The organism is Qipengyuania nanhaisediminis (genome assembly GCF_045862805.1).
In the GTDB taxonomy this organism is placed as follows: Bacteria; Pseudomonadota; Alphaproteobacteria; order Sphingomonadales; family Sphingomonadaceae; genus Erythrobacter; species Erythrobacter nanhaisediminis_A.
In genome coordinates, this window is record NZ_AP025760.1 from 1,946,124 (window position 1) to 1,972,091 (window position 25,968).

Here is a 25,968-nt window from a genome sequence, read left to right on the forward strand (position 1 = left end):
CAGTCAAGGGCTGGAATGAAGAGCATGAACGCTGCGACCACGCCTTTCGAACAAGAAGCCCGCGCCGCGCTGCAATGGTGGCGCATGGCCGGGGTCACGGACGATTTCGCAGATGACGCTACGGATTGGCTCGGTAGCGATACCGACATAGCCAGCGGCCCCGTGGCCGATGATACGGGCGACGACCGTACCAGCCGTGCGGCGCGGACCAGCGTGGTGGAACCGGCAAAAAAACCTGCACCCATCGAACGAAACCTGCTTGGCGCGTCGCCACCGCAAACGATCGAGGAATTTCGTTCTTTCTGGCTCGAGACATCCGGCCTCGATGCCATCGGACCGCGTGGACGCACCGCGCCCCGTGGTCCGCAAGGCGCCGAACTGATGGTGCTCGTCACCGATCCCGAAGAAGGCGACACCGACACGTTGCTGTCCGGGCCGCAAGGACAATTGCTCGGCAACATGCTGGCAGCGATGGGGATAGCTCGGGACCGCGTCTATTTCGCCTCGGCCTTGCCGCGTCACACCCCAATGGCCGACACCCCCGCCCTGGCAGTTGGCGGGATGCTCGCGGTCAACCGGCACCACATAGGACTCGTTTCGCCGCAAAAACTGCTCGTATTCGGAAAATCCACTTTGCCGCTAATCGGACAAAATGTATCGGGATCCGGTACAAGTTTACTTGAAATCAACCAGGATCGGCAATCAGTGCCTTTACTGATGAGCGAGGGGCTCGAAAGCCTTTTGGCGATGCCCCGGCTCAAGGCGAGATTCTGGCGGAGATGGGTCGAATGGGCGGGCACAATGTGATTTCGAGCGGGCTACGCGGCGCCTTGTTTGCGTCGGTCGTGCTCGCAGCCGCAATCGCTTCAGCCCCGGCGACAGCTCAGCAAGTCTCTCCCCCGGGCAGCATGGCGGCGCATTACGATCGCAATGCCGCCCAGCAACCGCAGATCCCGCCGCAACTTTCCGAAGCCGAGCGGCAGACCTATCGTGACCTGTTCGCCGCAATCGACCGCGAGGACTGGCAACGCGCGACGGCTTTGATCGAGCGCACCCGTGGCGGTCTTCTCCAGCAGGTGGCGGAAGCCGAATATTTCACCCACGCCAACAGCCCGCGGATAGACGCCGACCAGATCGCACGCTGGTTCGAGGAAGGGGTCGAATTGCCCCAAGCCGAGCAAATCGGGCGGCTTGGCGAGAGGCGCGGCCTCGAACGGACGCCCGTTCTGCCCGCTCCGCAAATCTTTGCGCGCCAGCCGTCCGCATCGAAGCGATTGCGGCCTGCCACCATCGATGACGGCACGATGCCGGCCAAGATTCGCGAAACGATTCTCGAAGCCATTCGCGGAGATGACCCGGTCAGCGCCCATGCCGCTTTGGTATCAGTAGACCCGATGCTCAGCCCTGCAGCGCGTGCCGAATGGCGCCAGCGCGTGGCCTGGAGCTATTATATCGAGAACGACGATGCCAACGCGCTCTCACTGGCTGAAACGGTAAAGCAGGGTTCGGGTCCCTGGGTAGCCGAAGGCGAGTGGGTCGCCGGTCTGGCCGCCTGGCGCATGGGCTATTGTGCGCTGGCAGGCGAAGCCTTTGCCCGCGCGGCCGACCGGTCGACCAATACCGAATTGACCGCCGCGGCGCATTACTGGGCACACCGGGCGCTGATCCGTTGCCGCGAACCGGATGCAGCGCAGCAGCACCTTTCCGCGGCTGCGCGCCATGATGAGACGCTCTACGGCATGCTCGCGATCGATCAGCTCGGGATCGAGGTTGCGCAGCAGGCCGTCCCGCAGCGCTTTAGCGAACACGACTGGAAAGCGGTGCGCGACCGACGCAATGTCCGCATTGCTGCCGCCCTGGTCGAGATCGGGCGTCCGGCGCTGGCTGACGAGGTGCTGCGCCACGAAGCCCGGATCGGGAGAGCACGAGACTACCCGGTTCTGGCGCGGCTTGCTCGCGAACTCGGCCTGCCCACGACCCAGCTGTTCATGGCCCATTACGCCCCCTATGGCATGCGCGCCGATCCTGCGCTGCGCTTCCCGCTAGCGCGATGGCAGCCCGTCACCGGCTGGAGGGTCGATCCCGCGCTAGCCTTTGCTCATGCGCTGCAGGAATCGAACTTCCGCGCCAGCGCCGTGAGCCCTGCCAATGCGCGCGGGTTGATGCAGATCACTCCGATAACCGTCCGGCAGCACGCCCCGCGGCTCAACATGAGCGCCTCTTATGTCGATCTCGATGATCCGGAGGTCAATCTAGCCTTTGGCCAGCGCAATCTGGAAATGCTTCGAGACAGTCCTGCAACGCAGGGCCTGCTGCCCAAGATCATGGCCGCCTACAATGCCGGTCTCTCCCCGGTGACCCGCTGGAACGACGAGATCAACGACCAGGGCGATCCGCTCTTGTGGATGGAATCGATCCCTTATTGGGAAACGCGGGGCTATGTTGCCATCGTCATGCGCAATTACTGGATGTACGAGCGCGCCGCGGGCGTTGCCTCGCCATCGCGCCGTGCGTTGGCACAGGGGCGCTGGCCCGAATTCCCCTATGTCGCTACGATGAGAACCGCGTCCATCGACTAGCTCCGGAGCCGTTTCCATGGCGATCGACGAAAGCCTCGCCTTTACCCCGATTGCCATCGCCCTTCTCACGGTTTCCGACACGCGGACGAGCTCGGACGACAGCTCGGGCGATATCCTCGCCGAACGCATCCGGGATGCCGGTCACACGCTCGCCGCGCGCGAGATCGAGCGCGACGATGCCGTTGCCATAACGGCGCGGATCGAGGCTTGGATCGAAGACCCTGCCATCGACGCGGTGATCACCACCGGAGGGACCGGACTAACCGGACGCGATGTCACGCCCGAGGCCTTGGCAGGGCTTGCCGAGGCGCGCGCGATCCCTGGATTTGGCGAGTTGTTCCGCTGGCTCAGCTACCAGACCATCGGTACCAGCACGATCCAGTCGCGCGCTTGCGCGGTGGTGGCGCGCGGCACCTATGTCTTCGCCCTTCCCGGCTCAAACGGAGCGGTCCGAGACGGGTGGGACCTGATCCTTGCCGAACAGCTCGATTCCCGCAACCGGCCCTGCAACTTCGTGGACCCGATGCCGCGATTGCGCGAGCGGTGATTCGCGGGGCTAGTTGATCAAATACAATCGCGGCGGGCGGGTTTGCCGTGACCTTGAAGATGAGCGAGGTGGCGGCGCCCCGGGCGAGGAGCCTGGCAGGATCGGGCGCAGTAGGAAAGCGGGTGACAGGCGCGCCGGTGTTCTTTATATGTTCTCACCGATGCAAAAGCCCCCGCACCCCGATTACCAGCGCGGACGCGGCGCTGCCTCGGCGGCGGTGCCGACCCGTTTCGGCCTCGCCACGCGCGAGACCGATGGCGACTGGCGCGACCACGTCCAGTCTCTCGACGGGCCACCGGTCAAGCTGCGCACCGAGGTGACCGAGGAACGGCCCAGGACCATCCTCAGCTTCAACCAGTCGCCCGACGTGCCGTTCGACCGCTCGGTGAACGGCTATCGCGGCTGCGAACATGGCTGCGTCTACTGCTTTGCCCGCCCCACCCATGCCTTTCACGACCTGTCGCCCGGCCTCGATTTCGAGACCCGCCTGTTCGCCAAGCCCGATGCTGCGCGGCTGCTGCGCGAAACCCTGGCCAAGCCGCGCTACAAGCCTGCTCCGATCGCGCTCGGCACCAATACCGATCCCTACCAGCCGATCGAGAAGCGCTACCGCATCACCCGCCAGGTGCTCGAGGTCTGCCTCGATGCGCGCCACCCGGTCACGATCACCACCAAGTCGGACCGCGTGCTCGACGATCTCGACCTCATCGCTGATCTCGCAGAGCAGCGGCTCGTGGCGGTCGCGATCTCGGTCACCAGTCTCGATCCGAGGCTTTCGGGCAAGCTCGAGCCGCGCTGCCCGTCCCCGGCCAAGCGGGTCGCCGCGTTCGGCAGGCTGGTGGAGGCGGGAGTGCCCGTCCATTGCTCGGTCTCGCCGGTGATCCCGGCGATCACCGATGAATACATGGAAGGCATCATCGCGGCGGTCGCTGCGCAAGGGGTGAAAAGTGCCGGCTGGATTCCGCTGCGCCTGCCACACGAGGTCGCGCCCCTGTTCCGCGAATGGCTCGACGTCCACTACCCCGATCGCGCGGGCAAGGTCATGGGCATCGTGCGATCGATCCGCGGCGGGCGCGACAACGATCCCGATTTCTTCACCCGCATGAAACCGAGCGGGGTTTGGGCCGACCTGTTCCGCGCGCGGTTCAACCTTGCTTGCAAGCGCGCCGGGATCGACCGCGAAAAGGCGCGTATCCTGTTCGAACTCGACTGCTCGCGCTTCCGCCCGCCCGAAACCGGCGGACAGATGCGCCTGCTGTGATCCGCAGACGCGACGCCGGCCTTGGGCCGACGCTCACCGGCGTGATATGGTGATCGGCCCGCACTTCGAGACAGGTGATCATGAGCGTCATTCACACCCGCTTGCAGGACGGAACTCCGGTATGCATCCGCGAGGTGCGCAAGGACGACGAGGCACGCCTGAAGGCCGGGATCGCCCGGATGTCGAAACAGTCGCGCTATTTGCGCTTCTTTTCGGGCATGACCGTCCCGCCCCAGCACGTGATCGACCGCCTCGTCGATGCAGACGGACACAGCCACATCGCCTGGGGAGCATTGCGATCGGACCGCGAGGACACTCCGGCACTGGGGGTGGTCCATGCCTTCCGTGACGAAGACGATCCGTCCCAGGCAGAGTTCTCGGTGGCCGTGATCGACGAATATCACGGGCGCGGCCTGGCGCGGCTCCTGACCCTGGTGATGCTGATCGACTGCCAGCGCGAGGGGTTGAAGGAATTGAGCGTTCACCTCCTGTCCGAAAACGAGGCGGCTCGGCGCATGACCCGCTCGCTCGGCGGAGTGAAACAGGGCAGCGAGGGCGCGGTGGTCGAATTCGAGATCGATATCGAGCAGGCAATCGCCTCGCTCAAGCACTCGCTCGCCGAACCGGGCTTGTCCGACGTTCTCAAGCAATTGGGGTGACAGGGGCCCCCGCGACAATTGCGTGTGGGCGCGGCGCCTACTCGTCGTCGCTGGGCAATCGGTGCAGTCCGAGAAACCCGCGCCGATAGGTGATGCCGCGCGGAACGCCGCCCGCGGAATAGTGCTCGTTCCCGCTCAGCCGCAGGCGCTGCATCAGGCGCTCGGCGCGGCAGTTCTCGACCTCGGTTCCGGTCAGGCCGATCGCCCCGTTGCACACCCGGTTGAGCTCGGTAAAGCAGATCACGACGCCTGACACGAAGTCCTCGCTGTTGATCGTCGGTCCGCTCATGCACTTGAAGTAGGAGATGATCGGCTCGGGCACGGTCTTGCGCTCTTGGTCGGCAATTCGCGCTTCGCTTTCGAGCTGGTCGAGGATTCGCGTGAACTGGCGTGCGCGGCGCGGCTGTTCGCCGCGATGCCACAGCGCGAAGACCGGCTGCGAATGCGCCATGATCTGGGTGCGAAGCCGCTGGCACTGCGCGATGCGCGCTTCGGTTTCGCCGAGGCCGGCGTTGAACACGCAGGCCGCATAGCGATAGACGTAAGGCACCATTGCGTGCGACACCTCGAAATCGCGCGCCTGAGCAGGGGTTGTCCAGAGCGCGCCGAACGCGGTCAGCAGCAGCGCCGCTTTCCTGCCGATGAATGTCATTGGATAGCTTTCACCCGAACCCCTCGCCCGCCTCGCCCGGGGCGAACCGCACAAGGCGGCTGTCGGCGAGCGCGGCGGTGCGGTTGACGACGGCCTTCTGATATTCAGGGTCCTTGATCATCTCGAAGAACGCGCCGGCATGGGGATATTGCGCGACGAAACCGTCGTCCCAGCGCATGTCATCCGGGCCTGTCACAACCGTTTCGAACGTGCCGCGCCACACGATCGCGCCGCCGACCCGGCGAAAGATCGGCCCCGAGGTGCGGCCGTATTCCTCATAGGCGCGCTGCCCGCTCCAGCCCTTGCCGTGATTTTCCTGGCCTTGCGGATATTCGGCCTTCTCGCGAAAGCGCAGCAGGTTGAGCATGTGGATCGGGCGATCGCGCGGCAGGTCCTTGAACGCGGCGAAATTGGCCGGCGAGGGATCGATATAGGTCTCGCTCACTAGGCTCACCCTTCAAGCTTGTAGTCGGAGAAGCGGTCGCGAAGGTCCTTCTTCGAGATCTTGCCGGTCGCGGTGTGCGGGATGTCGTCGACGAATTCGACCGCGTCGGGCAGCCACCACTTGGCGATCTGCGGGCGAAGGTGCTCGATGATGTCGTCCTCGGAGACGTCGGCCCCCTCGTTCTTGACCACGAACAGCACCGGGCGTTCATCCCACTTGGGATGCGGCATCCCCACGCAAGCCGCCTCGGCCACGCCTTCATGCCCGACTGCTGCGTTTTCCAGCTCGACCGAACTGATCCATTCGCCGCCCGACTTGATCACGTCCTTGGTCCGGTCGGTCAGCTGCAAGGTGCCGTCGGGGTGGAGGATGCCGACATCGCCGGTATCGAACCAGCCATCGGCATCGACCGCGTCCTGTTCGGCCTTGAAATAGCGCCGGATGATCCACGGACCGCGGATCTGGAGCGCGCCGGAGGTCTTGCCGTCACGCGGAAGCTCGCTCGCCATGTCGTCGAGATCGACCGTGCGAAGCTCAACCCCGAACACCGGGCGGCCCTGCATCGCGGTCTTGTCGACCTGCTCCTCGAAACTGAGCTGCTCCCAGTCCCAGGTCGGCCCGCCGACCGTGCCGATCGGCGAAGTCTCGGTCATGCCCCAGGCGTGCTGGACGCGGGTGCCGTTCTTCATCAACCGCTCGATCATGAAACGCGGCGCGGCGCTTCCGCCGATCGTCGCGGCCTTGAGCGGCGGCAGGTCGAGCCCCTCCTTGTCGCAATACTGGAAATGGGCGAGCCAGACGGTGGGCACCCCGGCGCTGTCGGTCACTCCTTCGCGCAGCATCAATTCATGCAGGACCGCAGGGTCGTTGACCGCGGAAAAGACAAACTTGATGCCCGCCATCGCGCCCGCATAGGGCAGGCCCCAGGACGCGGCGTGGAACATCGGGACCACCGGCAGCATCACCGAAGCGCTCGAGAAATTGAATGCGGCAGGTTGCAGACCGGCAAGTGCGTGCATCACGGTCGAACGGTGTTCGTATTGCACGCCCTTGGGATTGCCGGTGGTGCCCGAGGTGTAACAGATCATGCACGGATCGCGCTCGTCTCCGGCGAACCATTCATATTCGCCGTCATGCTCGCCGATCCAGTCCTCGAAACTGCGCGCATGGTCGCCGGAATCGTAGCAGATGTAATGCTCGATCGTGGTCCAACGGTCCTTCATCTTGTCGACGATCGGCTGGAACGCGGCGTCGTAGAACAGCACGCGATCCTCGGCATGGGTGACGATATATTCGAGCTGGTCTTCGAACAGGCGCGGATTGACCGTGTGAAGCACCCCGCCCATCCCCGCGACCCCGTACCAGCTGACGAGGTGGCGCGAATGGTTCATTGCCAGGCTCGCCACCCTTTCGCCCGGCTTGATCCCGAGCGCCTCGAGCGCCTGCGCCATTTTCTTCGCATCGCGGTGGATGCCTGCCCAATCGGTGCGGGTCTCGCTGCCATCGGCCCAGCGGGTGACGATCTCGCGCCCGCCGGCCTCGCGCGCGGCATGGTCGATCACGTGCGTGATCCGCATGGTCCAGTCCTGCATCGCGCCCAGGTTCTGTGTCGGCATTCCGGTCTCTCTCCCCAATCACTTGCGGCGCATCGATACGCCTTTGCAACCGATCATGGCGAGCCGCGCGCGGCTTGGCAATCGGGGTTTTGGAAGGCGCGAACGCCGCTCGCTTACGCGACCAGCTTGAGCCGGGCGCGGCTGCGCATCGGTTCGAGCGAGACGTTGTCGATACCCGGCACCTGGGAAAGCCGTTCGGCGAGGTCCCCGTCGAGCACGAAATTGCTTCCGAGCCGCATATGCGCCTCCTCATCGGGGCCGAGCACGAGCCGCACCAGGACTTCGCCGGGAGCCTCGTTGCCGGTGGCAAGTTCGAGCCTGAGCGCGGCGAGAGCCTCGGTGCTGGCAATGTCGCATTTGAGGATCATCGCGGTGCGTCCGCTCACCGATGACAACGGGCGTGCCCCGCGCACGGTAAGGCGCGGCGGTTCGCCGGGATTGGGCGAATCGAGCTCGACATTGAGCAGCACGCATTCGCCTTCGGCAGCCCATTGCTGGAACTTCTCGACCAGCGATTCCTCGAAACAGGCAGAGGAGAACTGGCCTGACGCATCGGAGAAATCGGCGCGGATGAATTCGGCCCCGCGCTTGGTGCGGCCCTTGTTGGCGGCCTCGACCATGGCCGCGATCACCGCCCGGCCGCGCCCGCCCGGAGGGGCGCCCGATTCCATCAGGCTCTGATAGGTGCGCGCGCCCTGCGCCGAGGCGACGTCGCGATATTGCTGGACCGGGTGAGCGGAGAAATAGAAGCCGAAATTCTCGCGCTCCTTGGCCATCTGTTCGATCCGCGACCACGGCTCGCAAGCCTGGAGCCGCAGTTCCGCCTCGGGCGCGGCATCGCCGGCGAACAATCCGCCCTGCCCGCTCGAACGTTCGCGGATCGCGGCATCGGCGACCGCGAGCAGCATGTCGGCATTGGCGAGCAGCGCTGCGCGGTTGGGTTCAAGGCCATCGAGCGCGCCGGCGCAGATCAGCCCTTCGAGCTGGCGGCGGTTCATCGCTCCGGGCGGCAGGCGCTCGCAGAAATCCTTGAGGCTCTCGAACGGCCCGCCGGCCTCGCGCTCGGCTACCAGCGCGTCCATCGCCTTCTCGCCGACATTGCGGATCCCGGCGAGCGCGTAGCGCACCGCGTAGCCGTCATCGGTCTGTTCGACGGTGAAGCGTGCATGGCTGGCATTGATGTCGGGCGGGAGGACAGCGATGCCCGTGCCCTCGGCGCGCTCGACCGGGTAGCGGCGCGCATCATCGACGAACACGCTCAGTTTTTCCGACTGGTGCATGTCGAAGCACATCGAGGCGGCGTAGAATTCCTCCGGGTAGTGCGCCTTCAGCCAAGCGGTCTGATAGGCGAGCAGCGCATAGGCGGCGGCGTGCGACTTGTTGAAGCCGTAGCCTGCGAACTTGTCGATCAAGTCGAACAATTCGTTCGCCTGCTTGGCCTCGATCCCCGAGACTTCCTTGCAGCCCTCGACGAAGCGGACGCGCTGCTTGTCCATCTCGGCCTGGACCTTCTTGCCCATTGCGCGGCGCAGCAGGTCGGCGTCGCCGAGCGTGTAGCCGGCGAGAATCTGCGCGGCCTGCATCACCTGTTCCTGGTAAACGAAGATGCCGTAGGTCTCTGCCAGGATGCCTTCGAGCTTGGGGTGCGGATATTCGATCGCCACCTCGCCCGCCTTGCGCTGGCCGAACAGCGGGATGTTGTCCATCGGCCCCGGACGATAGAGCGAGACGAGCGCGATGATGTCGCCGAAATTGGACGGCTTCACCGCCTTCAGCGTGCGCCGCATGCCTTCCGATTCGAGCTGGAACACCCCGACCGTGTTACCCGCCTGCATGAGGTCGTAGACCGCGCTGTCATCGAGCGGCAGCGCGCCCAGGTCGATGGCAATCCCGCGCTCGCCGAGCAGGTCGACCGCCTTGCGCAGAACCGAGAGAGTCTTGAGCCCGAGAAAGTCGAACTTGACCAGCCCCGAGCTTTCGACGTGTTTCATGTCGAACTGGGTCACCGGCATGTCCGAGCGCGGATCGCGGTAGAGCGGCACCAGCTTGGCCAGCGGCCGGTCGCCGATCACCACGCCCGCGGCGTGGGTGGAGGAATTGCGCGGCAATCCCTCCAGTTGCATGGCGAGATCGACGAGGCGTTTCACCTCGTTGTCGTTGTCGTATTCCTTCTTGAAATCGGCAGCGCCATTGAGCGCGCGCGGCAGCGTCCAGGGGTCGGTCGGGTGGTTGGGCACCATCTTGCACAGCCGATCGACCTGACCGTAGCTCATCTGCAAGATCCGCCCGCAATCGCGCAGCACGGCGCGCGCCTTGAGCTTGCCGAAGGTGATGATCTGCGCGACATGATCGGCGCCGTATTTCTCCTGGACGTAGCGGATCACCTCGCCGCGACGGGTTTCGCAGAAATCGATGTCGAAGTCGGGCATCGACACGCGTTCGGGATTGAGGAAGCGCTCGAACAGCAGGCCCAGCCGGATCGGGTCGAGATCGGTGATCGTCAGCGCCCAGGCGACGATCGAACCCGCGCCCGAGCCGCGTCCCGGGCCCACCGGGATCCCGTTGTCCTTGGCCCACTGGATGAAATCGGCAACGATCAGGAAGTAGCCGGGAAAGCCCATTCCGACGATGATCTCGATCTCGTAATCGAGCCGGTCGAAATAGGTCTTGCGCTCCTCGGCGCTCAATTCCTCATAGGCCGCCAGCCGCACCTCGAGCCCGGCACGCGATTGCTCGGCGAGCATCTTCGCCTCGCCTTCCAGGTCGCCTGCTAGGCTCGGGAGGATCGGGTCGCGATAAGGCGGCGCAAAGGCGCAGCGCTGGGCAATGACCAGCGTGTTGGCGACCGCTTCGGGAAGGTCGCAGAACGCCTCTTCCATCATCGGTGCTGACTTGACGAAGGCCTGTTCGTTGGTGCGCGGCCGGTCCTCGTTCTCGACATAGGTCGAATGCGCGATGCACAGCATGGCATCATGCGCGCGGTGCATGTGCGGCTCGGCGAAATTGGCCGGATTGGTGGCGACCAGCGGGATGTCGCGGTCATAGGCCATGTCCACCAGCGCCGTCTCGGCCTGTTCGCAGACCGGGTCGCCGTGGCGGGCAAGCTCGATATAGAGGCGCTCGGGAAACAGCGCGCCGAGCCGGTCGGCTAGAGCTTCGGCGGCCTGGACCTGCCCCTCGGCCAGCAGGCGGGTGAGCGCGCCCTCGCCCGCCCCTGTCAGAGCGATCAGCCCGTCGGTGCGGCCTTCGAGCGCGTCCATGGTGACATGCGGTTCGAATTCGAGCGGTCGGTCGAGATGGGCGGCACTGACGAGATGGCACAGATTGTCATAGCCCGCCTCGTCCTGCGCGAAGAGCGGCAGGTAATCGACCATTTTGCCCTCGCTGCCCCCGTCGGAACTGGAGCGCGCAACGCCGAGCAGTGTGCCGATGATCGGCTGCACGCCCTCGCCCTTGCAGGCATTGGCGAACATCACCGCGCCATACAGACCGTTGCGGTCGCAGATCGCAATCGCGGGAAAGCCGCGCTCCTTGGCGAGCCGGGCAATCGCCTTGGGATCGATCGCCCCTTCGAGCATCGAATAGGACGACATCACGCGCAGCGGAACGAAGGGGGCGAAAGGCATGGCTTCAATCTAGGAATTCGGGCGCGATTTCCAAAGCGCCAGGCCGCGCTAATTCTCCACAGGTGGTGGAAAGTGTCAGAGCAGCTTTTCGATGTCGCGCGCAATCGCGGCCGGGGCGTCCTGCGGCCCGTAGCGCTTCACGACCTTGCCGTCGCGATCGATCAGGAACTTGGTGAAATTCCACTTGATCGATTTCGATCCCATCAGCCCCTTCTTCTCCTCCTTCATCCAGTCGAACAAGGGCGACGCATCGGGGCCGTTGACGTCGATCTTCTGCATCAGCGGGAAGGTGACGCCGAAATTGACCTTGCAGAACTCGGCGATCTCGTCGGCATTGCCCGGTTCCTGCGCACCGAACTGGTTGCAAGGAAAGCCGAGCACTTCGAAATCGCGGTCCTTGTATTGCTGGAAGAGCTTTTCGAGCCCGTCATATTGCGGGGTGAAACCGCATTTGGACGCGGTGTTGACCACCAGCAGGACCTTGCCCTTCTTCTCAGCGAGGTCGAGCGTTTCGCCACGGTTCGTGGTGACTTGAAAATCGGCGATGGTGGTCATGGATTTGCGGTGTCCTTGCGGCGATAGATAAAGTCGAAACTGGGCTGCCAGCTCGCGCCGTGATCGAGCGATGCCTCGCCATGCTGGCGAACATGGCCCTCGGGCGTTAGCGTATAGGTCATGCGGACGAGCTGGTGCGCGGCGGCGGGACTCGGCCAGTTGCCGGTCAGCACCATCGCCTCACCCGTCCATCCGCCGGCAAACTCGACCCGGCCCGGCGATGAACCGATCCAGGTCTGGTGCCAGCGTCCGGTCGCCGCGTCATAGCTGTTGAGGCTGCCGCCATCGCGCCCGTTGAGCGGCATCCAGTTCTCGCGCACCGCGCAGCCATTGTAGAGCCGTTCGATCCGGCTATGCGCGATCAACTGCTCGCCGCCATTGGGCGTGACTTCCCATTCGCCCACCCAGAAATCGAACTGGGCGTGCCCCTCGCCCGTGCACGCCGGCGATTGCGGGGGCGTTGGCGGGGGCGCGGGCGGGGTCTGGCTGGCGGCAGCCTGGGTGATGGCCAGGGCGGCAGCGGCGACGGTTTCGAGCATTGTGGACCTCCCCTTGCGCAAGCCCCATGCAAGAGGAGGCGCGCGTCATTCAGCCATTGGACGGGAAATCATCGCGCGATGCAAGCTCCAGCGCTTCTGCGGCCGAATATTCGCGGTCGCCCTTCTTCTCGATCACGTATTGGTCGCGCTCGCCTTCGGGAAGCATGGCGATGTGGCGGATCATTTCGGCAAAGGTGCCGCGGCGCAGCGCGTTGGCGCCCGACAGCAATCCGTCGCTGCTCTCCTTGGCGACGAGTGCTGCGCGGTCCTGCCATGCCTCCTCGCCGGTCTTGAGCGGGGTGCCTTCGAAGGTGCTGGGATGGTCTGCCATGAATTTGCCTCCTTTTGAAAAGGTAACGGACAAATCGCGGCTTGGGTCCGCAGCTTATTCGAGCACGCCGTCGTGAAGGCGAACCACCCGGTCCATGCGCGCAGCGAGGCGTTCATTGTGCGTTGCCACCAGCGCCGCGCTGCCTTCGCCGCGCACCAGTTCGAGAAACTGTCCCAGCACGGTGTCGCTGGTGGCCTCGTCCAGGTTTCCGGTCGGCTCGTCGGCGAGCACGAGTGTCGGCTGGTTGGCGAGCGCGCGGGCGACCGCGACGCGCTGCTGTTCGCCGCCCGATAGCTGGCTCGGCCGGTGAGTGAGCCTGTGGCCGAGCCCAAGGTTCTCGAGCAGGTGCGCCGCGCGGGCATTGGCCTGGTCGCGCGCGACACCGGCAACCATTTGCGGCATCACCACGTTCTCGGTCGCGTTGAAATCGGGCAGCAGGTGGTGGAACTGGTAAACGAAGCCCAGGTGCTCGCGGCGCAGGCGGGTGCGCTGGTCGGTGGGAAGCGCCTCGGCCGCTTCGCCGGCGATCTCGATGTGGCCCTCGAACCCGCCTTCGAGCAGGCCGACCGCCTGGAGCAGCGTCGACTTGCCCGAACCCGACGGGCCGAGCAGCGCGACGATCTCGCCCGGCATGATGTCGAGATCGACCCCGCGAAGCACGTCGATCCGCTGGCCGCCCTGTTCGAAGCTGCGCTTGACGCCGCGCAAGCTGACGATTGCTGACCCTTCATTCATAGCGCAGCACCTGGACCGGATCGGTGTTCGACGCCTTGAGCGCCGGGTAGAGCGTGGCAAGGAAGCTCAGCGCGATGGCCAGCGCCGTGATCCCGATGATCTCCCACGGATCGACCCTGACCGGCAGGCTGGTGAGGAACCGCACCTGCGGGTCCCAGATCTCGACCCCGGTGGCAGCGGCGATGCCGTTGACGATGCCATTGCGGAAATAAAGAAGGGCGAAGCCCAGGACCAGTCCCGCCAGCGTCCCCAGCGATCCGATCGTGGTGCCCGTGGTCACGAAGATCTTGAGCAGCGAACGCCGGGTCGCTCCCATCGTGCGCATGATCGCGATATCGCGGGTCTTGGCGCGCACCAGCATGACGAGGCTGGAGAGGATGTTGAACGATGCCACCAGCACCATGAAGCTGAGCACGAAGAACATCGCCACGCGCTCGACCTCGAGCGCTTCGAACAGCGCGGAATTGATCTGTTTCCAGTCGGCGATCTGGGCGCGTCCGACCAGCGCGGCCTCGATATCGGCAAGGATCGCCCCGACATTGTCGGGATCGGTCACGGTCACCTCGATCAGCCCGACCGTGTCGCCCAGGAGCAGGAGCGTCTGCGCATCGGACATCGGCATGATGACGAAGGTCTCGTCGAAATCGTAAAGCCCGATCTCGAAGATCGCGCCGACCTCGTAGGGGACCTGCCGGATCGTGGTGCCGAACGGCGTGGTGCGCCCCTGCGGGTTGATGACCGTGATCGTGTCGCCCACGCGTGCGCCCATATTGGCTGCCAGCCGCGACCCGATCGCCACCTTGCCCGCGCCCGGAGTGATCGCGCCGATATCGCCGAACAGCACCTTGTCGGACAGGTCGGCGATGTCCTCGGCGGTGTTGCCGCGCACGAAGATCGCGTTGACCCGGCCATTGAAGCTCACCAGCAGCGGCTGTTCGATCAGCGGCGATGCACTGGTCACGCCCTCGGTCTCGCGGACCTGGTCGAGCACGTTTTCCCAGCCGTCGAGCTGGCCGCCATAGGCCTGGATGATCGCGTGTCCGTTGAGGCCCGAGAACTTGTCGAGCATCTCGGCGCGAAAGCCTCCCATCACGCTCATCACGAGCACCAGCATCGCGACCGAGAGCATCACCACTCCGACCGATATGCCCGCGACGAGCGCGATGAAGCCCTCGCCCTTGCCCGGCCACAGATAGCGGCTCGCGATCATTCTCTCGAAAGGGGTCAGCATGGGTGCGTGAAAGTCTCGATGCGACGGATGGAACCGGCGATGTAGGGGGCCAGGGCCGCGCGCACAATCCGCGTTTTTCGTCCGCCTGTGCGTAAGCCGGGCGTGACGCGGCCTGCGCCGCGGGCGCTTCAACAGCCGCCGCGATCAGCAAAAAGACGGGGGGCAGGCTTGCAATCTGCCTTGTAATTGGACGGCAACATCGCCATTGAGCCAGCCACGGGTGGGGCAGGCGCAGCGGACACGACACGGCGATGGCAGACACCGATTTTTCCTTGCTGGCGGGCAACCACACCCATCCCTTTCGCGATGACGACGGCGACAAGCTGCGCGAGGAATGCGGCGTGTTCGGCGCGATCAATGCCGAGGATGCGGCCGCTGCGACCGCGCTCGGGCTCCACGCGCTCCAGCACCGCGGACAGGAAGCGGTCGGGATCACCAGTTTCAACGGCCGCGATTTCATCTCGCGCCGCGGGCTCGGCCATGTCGCCGACAATTTCTCCTCCGCCGAAGCGATCGCCGAATTGCCCGGATCAATGGCCGCGGGCCATGTGCGCTATTCGACCACCGGGGGCGCGGGGCTGCGCAATGTCCAGCCGCTCTACGCCGAACTCGCCAGCGGCGGCTTCGCGATCGCGCATAACGGCAACATCTCCAATGCCCGCACCTTGCGCCGCGATCTCGTCGGCAAGGGCTCGATCTTCCAGTCGACCTCCGACACCGAGGTCATCATCCACCTCGTCGCCACATCGCGCTATCCCACGGTCGCCGACCGGCTGGTCGACGCGCTGCGGCTGGTCGAGGGCGCCTATGCGCTGATCGTGATGACGCCCGAAGGCATGATCGCCTGCCGCGACCCGCTGGGCATCCGCCCGCTGGTCATGGGCCGGCTGGGCGATTCGGTGCTGTTCGCATCCGAGAGCGTCGCTTTCGACGTGGTCGGCGCGGAAATGATCCGCGAGGTCGAACCGGGCGAGATGATCCAGGTCGGCTTCGACGGCGAGATCAGCTCGGTCCACCCGTTCGGCAACCACAAGCCGCGCCCGTGCATCTTCGAGCACGTCTATTTCAGCCGCCCCGACAGCTTCTTTGCCGGGCACAGCGTCTACGAGGCGCGCAAGGCAATCGGCGCCGAACTCGCGCGCGAGGCCCCTTGCGATGTCGACCTCGTGGTCCCGGTCCCCGATAGCGGGGTGCCCGCGGCCATTGGCTATGCGCAGGCATCGGGCGTGCCGTTCGAGCTGGGCATCATCCGGTCGCACTATGTCGGGCGCACCTTCATCCAGCCATCGGACGCCGCGCGCCATTCGGGGGTCAAGCGCAAGCACAACGCCAATCGCGGCCTCGTTGCCGGCAAGAGGATCGTGTTGATCGACGATTCGATCGTGCGCGGGACGACCAGCCTCAAGATCGTCGAGATGATGCGCGAGGCGGGCGCATCCGAAGTGCATTTCCGCGTCGCCAGTCCGCCGACCGCGCATTCGTGCTTTTACGGCGTCGACACGCCCGAGCGTTCCAAGCTGCTCGCCGCGCGCATGGATCTTGAACCCATGCGCGAATTCATCAAGGCCGACAGCCTCGCCTTCATCTCGATCGACGGGCTTTATCGCGCCGTCGGGGCCGAGGGACGCGATGCCAAGTGCCCGCAATTCTGCGACGCCTGCTTTACCGGCGACTATCCCACCGCTCTCACCGATCTCGCGGTGAAAGACGACCGCGCGGGCGAACTGCCCTTCGCCGAATCCTCCAAATCCGACACCAGGGCTGCCTGACCAGATGACTGATACGAAGACGCTTGCAGGGCAGACCGCCCTGGTCACCGGCGCGAGCCGTGGCATTGGCGCTGCCACCGCGATCGCGCTCGCCAAAGCGGGTGCGCACGTGATCCTGACCGCGCGCAAGGTCAAGGCGCTCGAACAGGTCGAGGACGCGATCCACGATGCCGGCGGCAGTTCGACCATCGCCCCTGTCGATCTGGCCGAACCCGACGCGATCACGCGCCTCGCAGCAGCCGTGGCCGGACGGTGGGATGCGCTGGATATCCTTGTTATTTCCGCTGCTTACCTGCCAGAGCTCACACCGCTTACTCAAATCGATCCCAAGCAGTACAACCAGGCGATCCTCACCAATGTCGTCGCCACGCAGGCGCTTCTCGCAGGCTTCGACCCGCTTCTGCGTGCTGCCCCGCAAGGCCGGGTGATCGGCCTGACCAGCAGCGTCGGCGCCGCCCCGCGCGCCTATTGGTCGGCCTATGGATCGACCAAGGCCGCCTTCGACAACCTGATCGAGAGCTATGGCGCCGAGGTCGAGAAAATCTCCGAAGTGCGCACCGCGATCGTGGATCCGGGCGCGACCCGCACCGACATGCGCGCACGCGCCTTTCCCGGCGAAAACCCCGAAAGCGTCAAGCCGCCCGAAGAGGTGGCGAACCGCATTGTGGCGCTAGCGAGCGAGGGCTTTGCCACCGGGCACCGCGAACGGGTCCGCTGACGCCCCGCATCGCCCGGCCCATCGCGGCAGGGAATTATCGCTTCGTTAACCATGTTCGGCAAGGCTGCGTTAGGCGGCGTGGGTCAATGGTCGGCAGGCAGCTTACCGGCGCACGTCCCATGCCTGAATGAGAAGGTTGCGAAACCATGCCGACCGATACGTACAAGATCGCCGCACAGGAAGACCGCTGCTCCCCCCGCACGCGGCTGACCATCCCTGCAACCCTGCGCGCCTCGGGCGGACGGGCGTTTCAGAGCGTGGTCCATGATTTGTCGATCTCGGGCTATTCGGCGTCCTCGATCAACCGCATGCACGAAGGCCAGATCTGCTGGCTGACCCTGCCGGGCCTCGAATCGCTCCAGGGCGAGGTCGTGTGGTGGGACAATTGCATCGTCGGCTGCGCGTTCAGCGAATTGCTGAGCCCGATCGTCCACGACAACATCCTGCAGCGTTACAGCAATACCGGTGTCTATCGCCCGATGGCGTGACGCACGGCGCTGATTTGCCGGCGCCCTGCCCTCTTCAAACTGCGCTCAATCGACCGCGGCAATGCGCCCGGCGAGATCGCGCCACAGCGCGCGGTGATCGCTGCTGGTGGCGGTCGGCCAATTGCCGACGACCGTCAGCACCAGGCCTTCTGACGGCACGATGGTGATCGACTGGCCGAAGATCCCCTGCGCGCCGTAGGCTTCGCCGGGATAGGTCCACCACTGATAGCCATAGCCAAAGCCGCTATCGCCGAAATCGACTTGGCTGTCGCCGGCCTCGGCGAACCAGCCCTCGGGGAGCACATCGCCCCCGCCTTCGAGCGCGAAGATGCCCATCCGGGTGTAATCGGACAGGCGCAGCGACAGGCAGCAGCCCCCGATATTGCCGCCGCGCGGATCGCTCATCCAGAACAGACCGCCCTCGAACCCTGCCGGCTCGACGATCTTTTCCTGCGCATATTGGGCAAGGCTCAGCCCGACCGCGTTTTCGACCACGAGCCCGATCAGGTTGGTCTCGCCCGTCTTGTAGACCCATTTCTCGCCCGCAGGCGCCTCGCGTTCGAGCTCGCGCAATTGGGCGACGATCGCGTCGGGACCGTGTTCGACGACGAAGCGGTTCATCTGCGCCACGTCGCTGGCGGGATCGGTGTAATCCTCGTTCCAGGCGACCCCGCTGGTCATGGTGGCGATCTGGCGGACGGTGACGCCGTCATAGGCTGAGCCGGCAAGGCCGGGCACGTAATCGGTGACCGGGTCATCGAGACTGGCGATAAACCCGTCATGCAGCGCCGCGCCGAGCAGGGTCGAGGTGAAGCTCTTGGCGACCGAGAAGCTGGTCCAGCGTTGTTCGGGCGTGAAGCCGAGCGCGTAATCCTCGAACCGGACCGTGCCGTTCTTGTAGACCATCACGCCTGCGGCGCCGGTATCGAGCATCGCCTTGCGGATATCCTGTGCAAGCGGCGCGGGAAGCGGCGCGCCTTCGGGCAGGACGCGCGGCTGGCGCGCGGCGGGCACTTCGTGGCCGGGAAACCATTCTTCCATCGCGCGGAAGCGTGCAGCGCGCTGGGCATCGTTCCAGAACAGGACCTGGAGCTGCGCCGGATCGCGCTCCTCGGGTGTGACCAGCGTGACCGCTTCGAGCGGCTCGGGCGCGCTCGCATACCCTTCCGCTGCACCATAGCTGCACCCGCCCAGCGCGAGCGAGAGCGTGAGCGCCGCGAGCCCGGTTGCGCGCTTCCAAGCCGTTCCGTTCGGTTTCATGCCAATCCTCTCCTGCCTTCAGTTCTTCACCAGCGTGACCTGGTGGACATTGATCGTGCCCGCGCGAAAACCGCCTTCGCAATAATCGAGATAGAATTTCCACAAGCGCACGAAGCGCGCATCGAACCCCTCGGGCAACCGCCCTTCGGCGACCGCGCGATCGAAGCAGGTGTGCCATTCGGCGAGCGTCGCGGCATAATCCTGGCCGAAATCGACCTGGTCTTCCCACGATAGCCCGCGCTCCTCGGCAAGTGCGCGAAATTCGCTCGCCTTGATCAGCAATCCGCCGGGGAAGACGTAGGCCTGGATGAAATCGACCGTGTTCGCATAGTCCTCGAACACGTCGTCATCGAATCCGATGAACTGGATCGCCGCGCGCCCGCCCGGGGCGAGATTGCGCGCGATGCAATCCATGTATGCCGGCCAGTATTCGCGCCCCAGCGCCTCGACCATCTCGACGCTCATGATGGCGTCATACTGGCCGCCGGTATCCCTGTAATCCTGCTTGCGGAAGTCGATCGAAGGGTCGCAATGCTCGCGCGCCCAGGCCAGTTGTTCTTCCGAAAGGCTGATCGCGGTCACCTGTGCGCCGCGCCGGGCCAGATGGTCGGCGAGCGAGCCCCAGCCGCACCCGATCTCGAGCACGCTGCGCGCATCGCCAAGGCGGTCGGCGATGGCGTCCATCTTGCGGCGCTGGGCCGCCTCAAGCCCGTCATCGCTGCAATCGAGCGCGCTCGAATAGGTCATCGTCTCGTCGAGCCAGGCGCGGTAGAAATCGTTGCCCAGGTCGTAATGCGCGGCGATGTTGCGCTGTGCGCCGGCGCGGTTGTTGCGGTTGAGCGCATGTGCGATCCGCGCGGCAAGGCGAAACGGACCCGATGCACGCGCGGTGTTGCCGAGCGTGCGGACATTGGCCGAGAACAGCGCGAACAAGGCGGGATGATCGTCCGCTTCCCATTCGCCCGCCTCATAGGCCTGGAACCAGCCGATCGCCCCGAGGCTCGCCAGCCGGATCAGCGCGCGCCAGTCCTTGAGCCGGACCTCGACATCGAAACCGGGATTGCGGCCGCCGAGCAGGCGCGTGGTGCCGTCGGGCAGGTGGCCAAGCAGCGAGCCTTTCTCGATGCCGGCATCGAGCCGGTCGAGCATCTTGCCAAAGCCTGGTGCGAGCGCGCGCGCGATCAGCCCCGGTTCGGCGGAAAAGCGCCTCCCCGACCGCAGCAATTGTTCGCCCCTGATCCTGCTGACATTCATTTGCGAAGACCTTCAGCACGCCGCACGCGTTCGGGCAAGCGGCGAGTGATGCCTGTCAGTCGGCTTTCATCGCGCGGTAGGCGGCAAGCGCCCGTTCGCGCCCCTCCTTGTGAGCGACGATCTTGGCCGGGTAACTGCCTCGGACATCGTCCGGCGGGTCGTGGATTGCCTCGTCGGGGCAATCGGCGAGTTCGGGGACATATTCGCGGATGTAGTCGCCTGCGTCGAACTTCTCCGACTGAGTGAGCGGCGCCATGATCCGGCTGAACATGTTCGAATCGACCCCGGTGCCCGCGACCCATTGCCAATTGGTCCCGTTCGAGCCGTAATCGGCATCGACCAGGCAATCCCAGAACCAGCGCTCGCCATGGCGCCAATCGATCAGCAGGTGCTTGATCAGGAAGCTCGCGGTGATCATCCGCACCCGGTTGTGCATCCACCCGGTCTGCCACAATTGCCGCATCCCGGCATCGACGATCGGGTAGCCGGTCTTGCCTTTCTGCCAGGCGGCAAGGTCGCTTTTCGCGCCGTCATCCTTGTCGGGATCGCGCCATTCGAGGGTTTTGAAGCCGTCGCGATAGCTTTTGCGCGGGTAATCGGGGAACTGGTAGATAACGTTCTGGGCGAAATCGCGCCAGATGATCTCCTTCTCGAACACCTTCCACCCGTCGCTGCGAAGGCTCTTGAAACGGTGCCAGATCTGCACCGGCGAAATCTCGCCCCAGTGCAGGTGCGGCGACATGCGCGATGTCCGGTCGGTGCTCGGCAGGTTGCGCGCTTCGTCATAATCGCCGACTTCGTCCCGCCACCAGTCGAGCCGTTCGTGCGCAGCCTTCTCGCCCGCTTCCCAGAAATCGCGCATCCCGCCTGCCCAGTCGGGCTTGGTCGGGAGCAGGTTCCAGTCCTCGAGCCGGTCGCTGGCAGGCCAGTCAACGGGCGAGAAAAGCGTTTCGGGCTCGGGCAATTCGTCGCGCGGTGGCATCTCGGCGAGCAGCGCGCGCGAAAAAGGGGTGTAGATCTTGTAGGGATAGCCCGACCCGGTGGTCACGTAGCCGGGTGGGAAAAGGTAATTGGCATCGTGCAGCACGAGGTCGAGCGCGTCCGCGAGCTTGTCCTCGGCGCGCTGCCACCACGGTTCGTAATGGCGGTTGGCATGGACGGTTTCTGCACCCGCCGACCGGGCCACCGCCGTCAATTCCTCGACAGCATCGCCGCGCCGCAACACGATGCGAGAATTGCGTGCGCCGAAGCTCTTCGACAGGCTTTCGAGCGATTGGTGCAGCCACCAGCGCGACGCTCCTCCCAGCGCGTGTTCGCCCGGCGCCTCGTCATCGAGGACATAGACCGCGATCACCGGGCCTTGCGAAGCGGCAGCGTAAAGCGCCGGATTGTCCGCAATGCGAAGGTCGCGGCGAAGCCATACGATCTGGGGTTCACTCATGCTTACAAGAGCGCCTCATTCGCCCGCTGGTTCCTCGCAAGGCGTGTCGGGCAGCGCGATCGAGAAGCGATCGCGGGCGCGCGGATCATAGAAGCGCGCATCGTGAAGGACGATCCCGCCGCCCTGCGCGCGGGTCGCGAACGGCGCGCGGCTCCAGAACAGGAAGGCATCGAGCTCTCCGTCTTCCTTTCGCAGCGCGGAAAGATCGGGGATCGCACAAGGCTGCCCTTGCGCGACCGGCACGGCATCGGGAATTGCGCTGCCCGGGCTGTAGTCGATCATCATCCAGCGCCCGGTTTCTGGATCGCGATAGATCACATCCCGCTTCCAGAATTCGAGCGGTGGCGGGCTCGGGATAAGATCGGCCTGAAGCCCATAGGGACTATGCGATGATGCCTTTATCCCTGCACTGATCGCCCAGTTCGCCCCGATGTAAGCAAGCCCGACCGCGATTCCGATCCACGCCGGCCGTCGCCACTTGCCGCCCTTCTTCTCGCTACGCAGCGATGCCCAAAGCGTCAGCCCCAGCAGCGCCCACAGCCATACATCGATGATGAACAGTGTGTCGCCATAGGACCATGCGCTCGAGAATGGTTCGAAGAACCGGATGCCGTAGACATTGAGCCAGTCGAGCAAGGGGTGGCTGAGCGCGCCGAGGAAGCCGAGCGCGTAGAGCCATCCGAAATGCACCGGCAGCCGATCCTTTGGCCGGGTGCCGCGCTTTGCCTGCCAGCGGTCCCAGCCCCACAGCAATCCGGCCAGCACCAGCGGCAGCAGCACCAACGCGGGCGGTCCGTGGGTTATCCCGCGGCGAAAACCGAGATGCTCCGCGCCTTCGAGCCAGAAGAAACACGCAGCATCGATATCGGGCAGGTTCGCGCCGATGATCAGCGCGGGCATGGCAAGGCCGGTCCTGCGCTTGAGCCCCGCCTGTCCGAGCACCGCCCCGACAAGGCTGTGAGTGAGATTGTCCATCGCCGCGCACGCTATCGGGCCGGGGCCGGCAATGCGAGTGGATTTGTCCGCACCGGCGCGCTAGCGCTGGCGCCAGATAACGGGAGAGCCTCGATCACCGACCACGTCCAACCTTTCGTGCGCCCCGACATGCGCGCCTTTCTCGATGCGCTCGCCGCGATGAACGGCCCGCCCATCGCCGAAATGAGCCTCGAGGATGCGCGCGCGTCGTACCGGGCGCTCCATGCCATGGCCGACCGGCCAGCGCGCGACCTCGCGGTCATCCGCGACCTTGCGATGGAGCGAGACGGGGTCGAGATCGGGCTGCGGCTCTACGATGCGCGCGAGAGCCGCGAGGCGGGGCCGGTGATCGTGTTCTTCCACGGTGGCGGCTATGTCATCGGCGACCTCGAGACCCATCACAATCTGTGCACCGAGATCGCGGCGCTTGCCGACCTGCCGGTCATCGCCGTCGATTACCGCCGTGCGCCCGAACACCCCTTCCCCGTCCCAGTCGAAGATTGCGAGGCCGCCGCACGCTGGATTGCCGGCAATCCCGGCGCGACGGGACGCAAGGCGACCGGCCTGGTACTGATGGGAGACAGCGCGGGCGGCAATGCTTCGATCGTGGTCGGCCAGCAACTGGCGCAGGCGCCTGCCGATGTGCCGGTGGCATTGCAGGTGCCGCTGTTCCCGCTCGCCAGCGATGCGATCGGCTCTCCCAGTCTCGACGCCTTTGCCGATGGCTTCGTCCTGACCCGCGCCGCGATCGAGTTCTTCGACGCCGCCTATGGCGCGGACCGGTCCGACCCGCGCGGCTTCCCGGTGCTTGGCGATCATGCGAACGCCCCGCCCACCGTCCTCGTCACCGCGAGCCTCGATCCCATCCGCGATTCGGGCCGCGACTATGCGCGCGTGCTCGCCGAAAACGGCGCCGATTTCGTCTATCTGGAAATCTCGGGCGTGACCCATTCCTTCACCAATCTTCGTGCCGCCGTGCCGAGTGCCCAGAAAGACCTGGAACGGGTCATCGCGGCGATGACCATTATGCTGGAGACGAGCGCGTGAGCGACCTGCGCGAAAGCCTGCCCTATCGCCCCTGCGCGGGCTTCATGCTCGCCAATGCGCAAGGCCGCGTCCTTGTCGGAGAACGGATCGACAAGAAGGCGCTCGGCTTCTGGCAGATGCCGCAGGGCGGGATCGATCCGGGAGAGGATCCCGAGACCGCAGCCTTGCGCGAGCTCGAAGAGGAAACCGGTATCACGGCCGATCTCGTCGAGATCATCGCACCCGCATCGCAGCCGCTCAGATACGACCTGCCGCCGGACCTGCTCGGCAAGGTGTGGAAGGGCAAGTATCGCGGCCAGATCCAGCACTGGTATCTCGGCCGGTTTTCAGGAAGCGACGCAGACATCGACCTCGACGCGCACGAACCGCCCGAATTCCGCGCTTTTCGCTGGGTCGAGCCCGAGCAATTGCCCGCGCTGATCGTGCCGTTCAAACGCGCAGTTTACGAGCAATTGGTCGAGGAATTCGCGCCGCTGATCGCGTCAATTGGCTGACGCGCCGTCCTCTCCGGTCTCGACCGCGAGCCGCGCGGGCGGACCGGCAGCGATCCGCGCCTGAAGCGCGCGGGTCTCGGGACAGTTGATCCCGCACAGGCTTTCGAGCCGGGCAAGGTTGCGTTCGGCCTTTTCGAGCGCGCCCTTCTCGACCAGCGCCTCGCCCTCGCCCGCGATTGCGGCGAAATTGCCCGGGTCGCGCGCCAGAGCCTCGCGGTAATAGGTGATCGCCTTGCCCTGCAACCCGTCGCGGCGTGCAGCTTCGGCAAGATCGATGAAGATCGGCGTATAGGCCGGATCGACCGCCAGGGCCGCCTCGAAAGCGTCGATCGCGGCCTGGGTATCGCCCGCCTCGAGCGCGGCGCGCCCTTCGGCGACCAGCATGGCGGCGCGCGTGTCAGGCTCGCTCTCCAACGCGCTCGTCACGCTCGAAGTGGTGACGAGGAACAGCGAGAGAGCAGCGGCGACAGGCGCAAAACGCATGAAAAGCTCCTTGAAATCAGCAAGCCTGAAAGGTTCGGGCGCAGCCATAGCCCCTGAGGGCTAACACGCGGCGCGCAGCATGGCGACAAAAAAGCCGTCCGTGCCGTCGTGACACGGTGTGAGCCGCGTTCCCTTCGCTTCGCCTCGCTCGCGCAGGCGGCCGAGCGGCAGATCGGGCGCTGACGCTTCCCAGCCTGCGTGGCGCTCGCAGAACGCTGCGATGCGGTCGATCCCTTCCTCGTCGAGCAGCGAGCAGGTGACGAAGACCAGCGTGCCGCCCGGGCGGACCAGCTTCGCTCCGAGGTCGAGCACGTGGTCCTGCAGGCCGGTGAGCCGGTCTAGCTCGTTCGGGGTCAGCCGCCAGCGGCTTTCCGGGTTGCGCCGCCAGGTGCCGCTGCCCGAACACGGCGCATCGACCAGCACCCGTTCGGCAGTGCCGAAATAGGGGGCGAGCGCCTCTTCCTCGCGGCCCGGATCGAGCAGGACCGTCTCGGCGATCTGCGCCCCGGCCTTGCGCGCGCGCGGCGCGAGGTTGCCGAGCCGGCGCTTGTCGGTGTCGGACGCGATGATCCGCGCGCCGTTGCCGGTCTTCGCCGCGATAGCCAGCGTCTTGCCACCGGCGCCCGCGCACAAATCGACGATGGTCTCGCCCGATTGCGGGTCCAGCGCCTCGCACATCCACTGGCTGCCATGGTCCTGCACCTCGACCGCGCCGTCGCGCCAGGCGGGCCATTGCTCGACCTGTGTTCCCGAAGGAAAGCGCAGGCCGTTGGGCGCGGCGAGCGGTTCGCCTGGTTCCGGCAGGTCGATAGTGCTGCGCTCGGCCTTGAGGGTGTTGACCCTGATGTCGAGCGGCGCGCGCGCCAAAAGCGCCTCGGCCTCCTCGCCCGCTATGCCCGAGACCGCAAGCCTTTCGGCCAGCCATTGCTGCGCGACCCCGGTCGCCGCGGGGGTCTCGTGCTGCATCACCGGTTTCGGGCCGTGGGTCGACCCGTCGAAAAGCGGGGTGAGCGTCTCGTCGCTTCGGGCCAGCGCCAGCATCGCCGCGCGCCCGGTTTCGGGCACCTGCCCGCACAGCCGCACCGCGCGATAGACCAGCTCGCGCACCGCGCGCCGGTCCTTCGACCCGGCATAGCGGCGCGCCTTGAAATATTCGGCGATCAGGCGGTCGGCAGGCGCGCCCTTTTCGCTCGCTGCGGCGATGATCTGGTCGAGCAGTTCGATCGCCGCCTGAACGCGTGCTGCGGGCGTCATCGGCGGTTC

General features: G+C 65.4%; 25 protein-coding genes. 10 read left to right on the forward strand and 15 right to left on the reverse strand.

What is annotated here, in order from left to right:
- Window positions 1-24: 24 nt before the first annotated feature.
- The 5 genes from ACKTSM_RS09380 to ACKTSM_RS09400 all read left to right on the forward strand — a co-directional run bounded on the left by ACKTSM_RS09380 (window position 25) and on the right by ACKTSM_RS09400 (window position 5,046).
- A complete protein-coding gene (locus ACKTSM_RS09380; RefSeq protein WP_407874392.1) occupies window positions 25-807 on the forward strand; it encodes a hypothetical protein in 783 nt (260 codons plus the stop codon).
- A gap of 101 nt (window positions 808-908) precedes the next feature.
- Window positions 909-2,579: a transglycosylase SLT domain-containing protein gene (locus ACKTSM_RS09385; protein WP_407874393.1), complete on the forward strand. Its 1,671-nt coding sequence runs from the start codon at window positions 909-911 to the stop codon at window positions 2,577-2,579.
- A 16-nt stretch (window positions 2,580-2,595) separates the two neighbouring features.
- Window positions 2,596-3,126: a molybdenum cofactor biosynthesis protein B gene (moaB, locus tag ACKTSM_RS09390; protein WP_407874394.1), complete on the forward strand. Its 531-nt coding sequence runs from the start codon at window positions 2,596-2,598 to the stop codon at window positions 3,124-3,126.
- 160 nt (window positions 3,127-3,286) lie between these two features.
- Entirely contained in the window at window positions 3,287-4,387 is a 1,101-nt protein-coding gene (locus tag ACKTSM_RS09395) for a PA0069 family radical SAM protein (protein WP_407874395.1), read from the forward strand.
- A gap of 80 nt (window positions 4,388-4,467) precedes the next feature.
- Window positions 4,468-5,046 carry an N-acetyltransferase family protein gene (locus tag ACKTSM_RS09400; RefSeq protein WP_407874396.1) on the forward strand — a complete coding sequence of 193 codons (579 nt, stop codon included), beginning with the start codon at window positions 4,468-4,470 and terminating at the stop codon, window positions 5,044-5,046.
- A gap of 37 nt (window positions 5,047-5,083) precedes the next feature.
- Here the strand turns inward: ACKTSM_RS09400 and ACKTSM_RS09405 are convergent, their stop codons facing one another.
- From ACKTSM_RS09405 to ACKTSM_RS09445, 9 genes are all read right to left on the reverse strand, one after another.
- The gene (locus ACKTSM_RS09405; protein ID WP_407874397.1) at window positions 5,084-5,698 is read right to left on the reverse strand and encodes a hypothetical protein; all 615 of its coding nucleotides are present in this window, start codon (window positions 5,696-5,698) and stop codon (window positions 5,084-5,086) included.
- 10 nt (window positions 5,699-5,708) lie between these two features.
- Window positions 5,709-6,143: a DUF1330 domain-containing protein gene (locus tag ACKTSM_RS09410; RefSeq protein ID WP_407874398.1), complete on the reverse strand. Its 435-nt coding sequence runs from the start codon at window positions 6,141-6,143 to the stop codon at window positions 5,709-5,711.
- A 5-nt stretch (window positions 6,144-6,148) separates the two neighbouring features.
- Window positions 6,149-7,759, reverse strand: coding sequence for a long-chain fatty acid--CoA ligase (locus tag ACKTSM_RS09415; RefSeq protein WP_407874399.1), 1,611 nt, complete (start codon window positions 7,757-7,759; stop codon window positions 6,149-6,151).
- Window positions 7,760-7,872: 113 nt separating this feature from the next.
- Window positions 7,873-11,385 (reverse strand): DNA polymerase III subunit alpha, encoded by a 3,513-nt coding sequence (gene dnaE / locus ACKTSM_RS09420; RefSeq protein ID WP_407874400.1) that lies wholly within the window; start codon window positions 11,383-11,385, stop codon window positions 7,873-7,875.
- A gap of 75 nt (window positions 11,386-11,460) precedes the next feature.
- Window positions 11,461-11,940, reverse strand: a complete 480-nt coding sequence (locus ACKTSM_RS09425) for a glutathione peroxidase (protein ID WP_407874401.1) — start codon at window positions 11,938-11,940, stop codon at window positions 11,461-11,463.
- Window positions 11,937-12,479, reverse strand: coding sequence for a hypothetical protein (locus ACKTSM_RS09430; RefSeq protein WP_407874402.1), 543 nt, complete (start codon window positions 12,477-12,479; stop codon window positions 11,937-11,939). Before ACKTSM_RS09430 ends, ACKTSM_RS09425 begins: the two co-directional genes overlap by 4 nt.
- A gap of 49 nt (window positions 12,480-12,528) precedes the next feature.
- The gene (locus ACKTSM_RS09435) at window positions 12,529-12,810 is read right to left on the reverse strand and encodes a hypothetical protein (RefSeq protein ID WP_407874403.1); all 282 of its coding nucleotides are present in this window, start codon (window positions 12,808-12,810) and stop codon (window positions 12,529-12,531) included.
- A gap of 54 nt (window positions 12,811-12,864) precedes the next feature.
- Window positions 12,865-13,545 carry an ABC transporter ATP-binding protein gene (locus tag ACKTSM_RS09440; RefSeq protein WP_407874404.1) on the reverse strand — a complete coding sequence of 227 codons (681 nt, stop codon included), beginning with the start codon at window positions 13,543-13,545 and terminating at the stop codon, window positions 12,865-12,867.
- A complete protein-coding gene (locus ACKTSM_RS09445; RefSeq protein WP_407874405.1) occupies window positions 13,538-14,776 on the reverse strand; it encodes a lipoprotein-releasing ABC transporter permease subunit in 1,239 nt (412 codons plus the stop codon). The genes ACKTSM_RS09440 and ACKTSM_RS09445 overlap by 8 nt, the downstream gene beginning before the upstream one ends.
- A 251-nt stretch (window positions 14,777-15,027) precedes the next feature.
- Between ACKTSM_RS09445 and purF the strand changes: the two genes are divergently transcribed.
- From purF to ACKTSM_RS09460, 3 genes are all read left to right on the forward strand, one after another.
- Window positions 15,028-16,545, forward strand: a complete 1,518-nt coding sequence (gene purF / locus ACKTSM_RS09450) for an amidophosphoribosyltransferase (RefSeq protein ID WP_407874406.1) — start codon at window positions 15,028-15,030, stop codon at window positions 16,543-16,545.
- Between the two features lie 4 nt (window positions 16,546-16,549).
- Complete coding sequence (locus ACKTSM_RS09455; protein ID WP_407874407.1) at window positions 16,550-17,263, forward strand: SDR family NAD(P)-dependent oxidoreductase; 714 nt, start codon at window positions 16,550-16,552, stop codon at window positions 17,261-17,263.
- Between the two features lie 146 nt (window positions 17,264-17,409).
- Entirely contained in the window at window positions 17,410-17,751 is a 342-nt protein-coding gene (locus ACKTSM_RS09460) for a PilZ domain-containing protein (protein ID WP_407874408.1), read from the forward strand.
- Window positions 17,752-17,796: 45 nt separating this feature from the next.
- Here ACKTSM_RS09460 and ACKTSM_RS09465 read toward each other — a convergent pair whose 3' ends face one another.
- From ACKTSM_RS09465 to ACKTSM_RS09480, 4 genes are read right to left on the reverse strand one after another with little or no spacing between them, the layout of a single operon-like run.
- Entirely contained in the window at window positions 17,797-19,011 is a 1,215-nt protein-coding gene (locus ACKTSM_RS09465) for a serine hydrolase domain-containing protein (RefSeq protein ID WP_407874409.1), read from the reverse strand.
- A gap of 18 nt (window positions 19,012-19,029) precedes the next feature.
- The gene (locus ACKTSM_RS09470; RefSeq protein WP_407874410.1) at window positions 19,030-20,265 is read right to left on the reverse strand and encodes a class I SAM-dependent methyltransferase; all 1,236 of its coding nucleotides are present in this window, start codon (window positions 20,263-20,265) and stop codon (window positions 19,030-19,032) included.
- 55 nt (window positions 20,266-20,320) lie between these two features.
- Complete coding sequence (locus ACKTSM_RS09475) at window positions 20,321-21,706, reverse strand: cryptochrome/photolyase family protein (RefSeq protein ID WP_407874411.1); 1,386 nt, start codon at window positions 21,704-21,706, stop codon at window positions 20,321-20,323.
- Window positions 21,707-21,721: 15 nt separating this feature from the next.
- A complete protein-coding gene (locus ACKTSM_RS09480) occupies window positions 21,722-22,681 on the reverse strand; it encodes a metal-dependent hydrolase (RefSeq protein WP_407874412.1) in 960 nt (319 codons plus the stop codon).
- Between ACKTSM_RS09480 and ACKTSM_RS09485 the strand changes: the two genes are divergently transcribed.
- Together ACKTSM_RS09485 and ACKTSM_RS09490 are read left to right on the forward strand one after the other, a co-directional pair.
- Complete coding sequence (locus ACKTSM_RS09485) at window positions 22,664-23,728, forward strand: alpha/beta hydrolase (RefSeq protein ID WP_407874413.1); 1,065 nt, start codon at window positions 22,664-22,666, stop codon at window positions 23,726-23,728. The genes ACKTSM_RS09480 and ACKTSM_RS09485 overlap by 18 nt on opposite strands.
- On the forward strand, window positions 23,725-24,222 hold the full coding sequence (locus ACKTSM_RS09490) for an RNA pyrophosphohydrolase (RefSeq protein WP_407874414.1): 498 nt from the start codon (window positions 23,725-23,727) through the stop codon (window positions 24,220-24,222). The genes ACKTSM_RS09485 and ACKTSM_RS09490 overlap by 4 nt, the downstream gene beginning before the upstream one ends.
- On the opposite strand, the gene ACKTSM_RS09495 is transcribed toward ACKTSM_RS09490, so the two are convergent.
- Window positions 24,211-24,705: a tetratricopeptide repeat protein gene (locus tag ACKTSM_RS09495; RefSeq protein WP_407874415.1), complete on the reverse strand. Its 495-nt coding sequence runs from the start codon at window positions 24,703-24,705 to the stop codon at window positions 24,211-24,213. The genes ACKTSM_RS09490 and ACKTSM_RS09495 overlap by 12 nt on opposite strands.
- 60 nt (window positions 24,706-24,765) lie before the next feature.
- On the reverse strand, window positions 24,766-25,959 hold the full coding sequence (locus ACKTSM_RS09500; RefSeq protein ID WP_407874416.1) for an RsmB/NOP family class I SAM-dependent RNA methyltransferase: 1,194 nt from the start codon (window positions 25,957-25,959) through the stop codon (window positions 24,766-24,768).
- Between the last annotated feature and the right edge of the window lie 9 nt (window positions 25,960-25,968).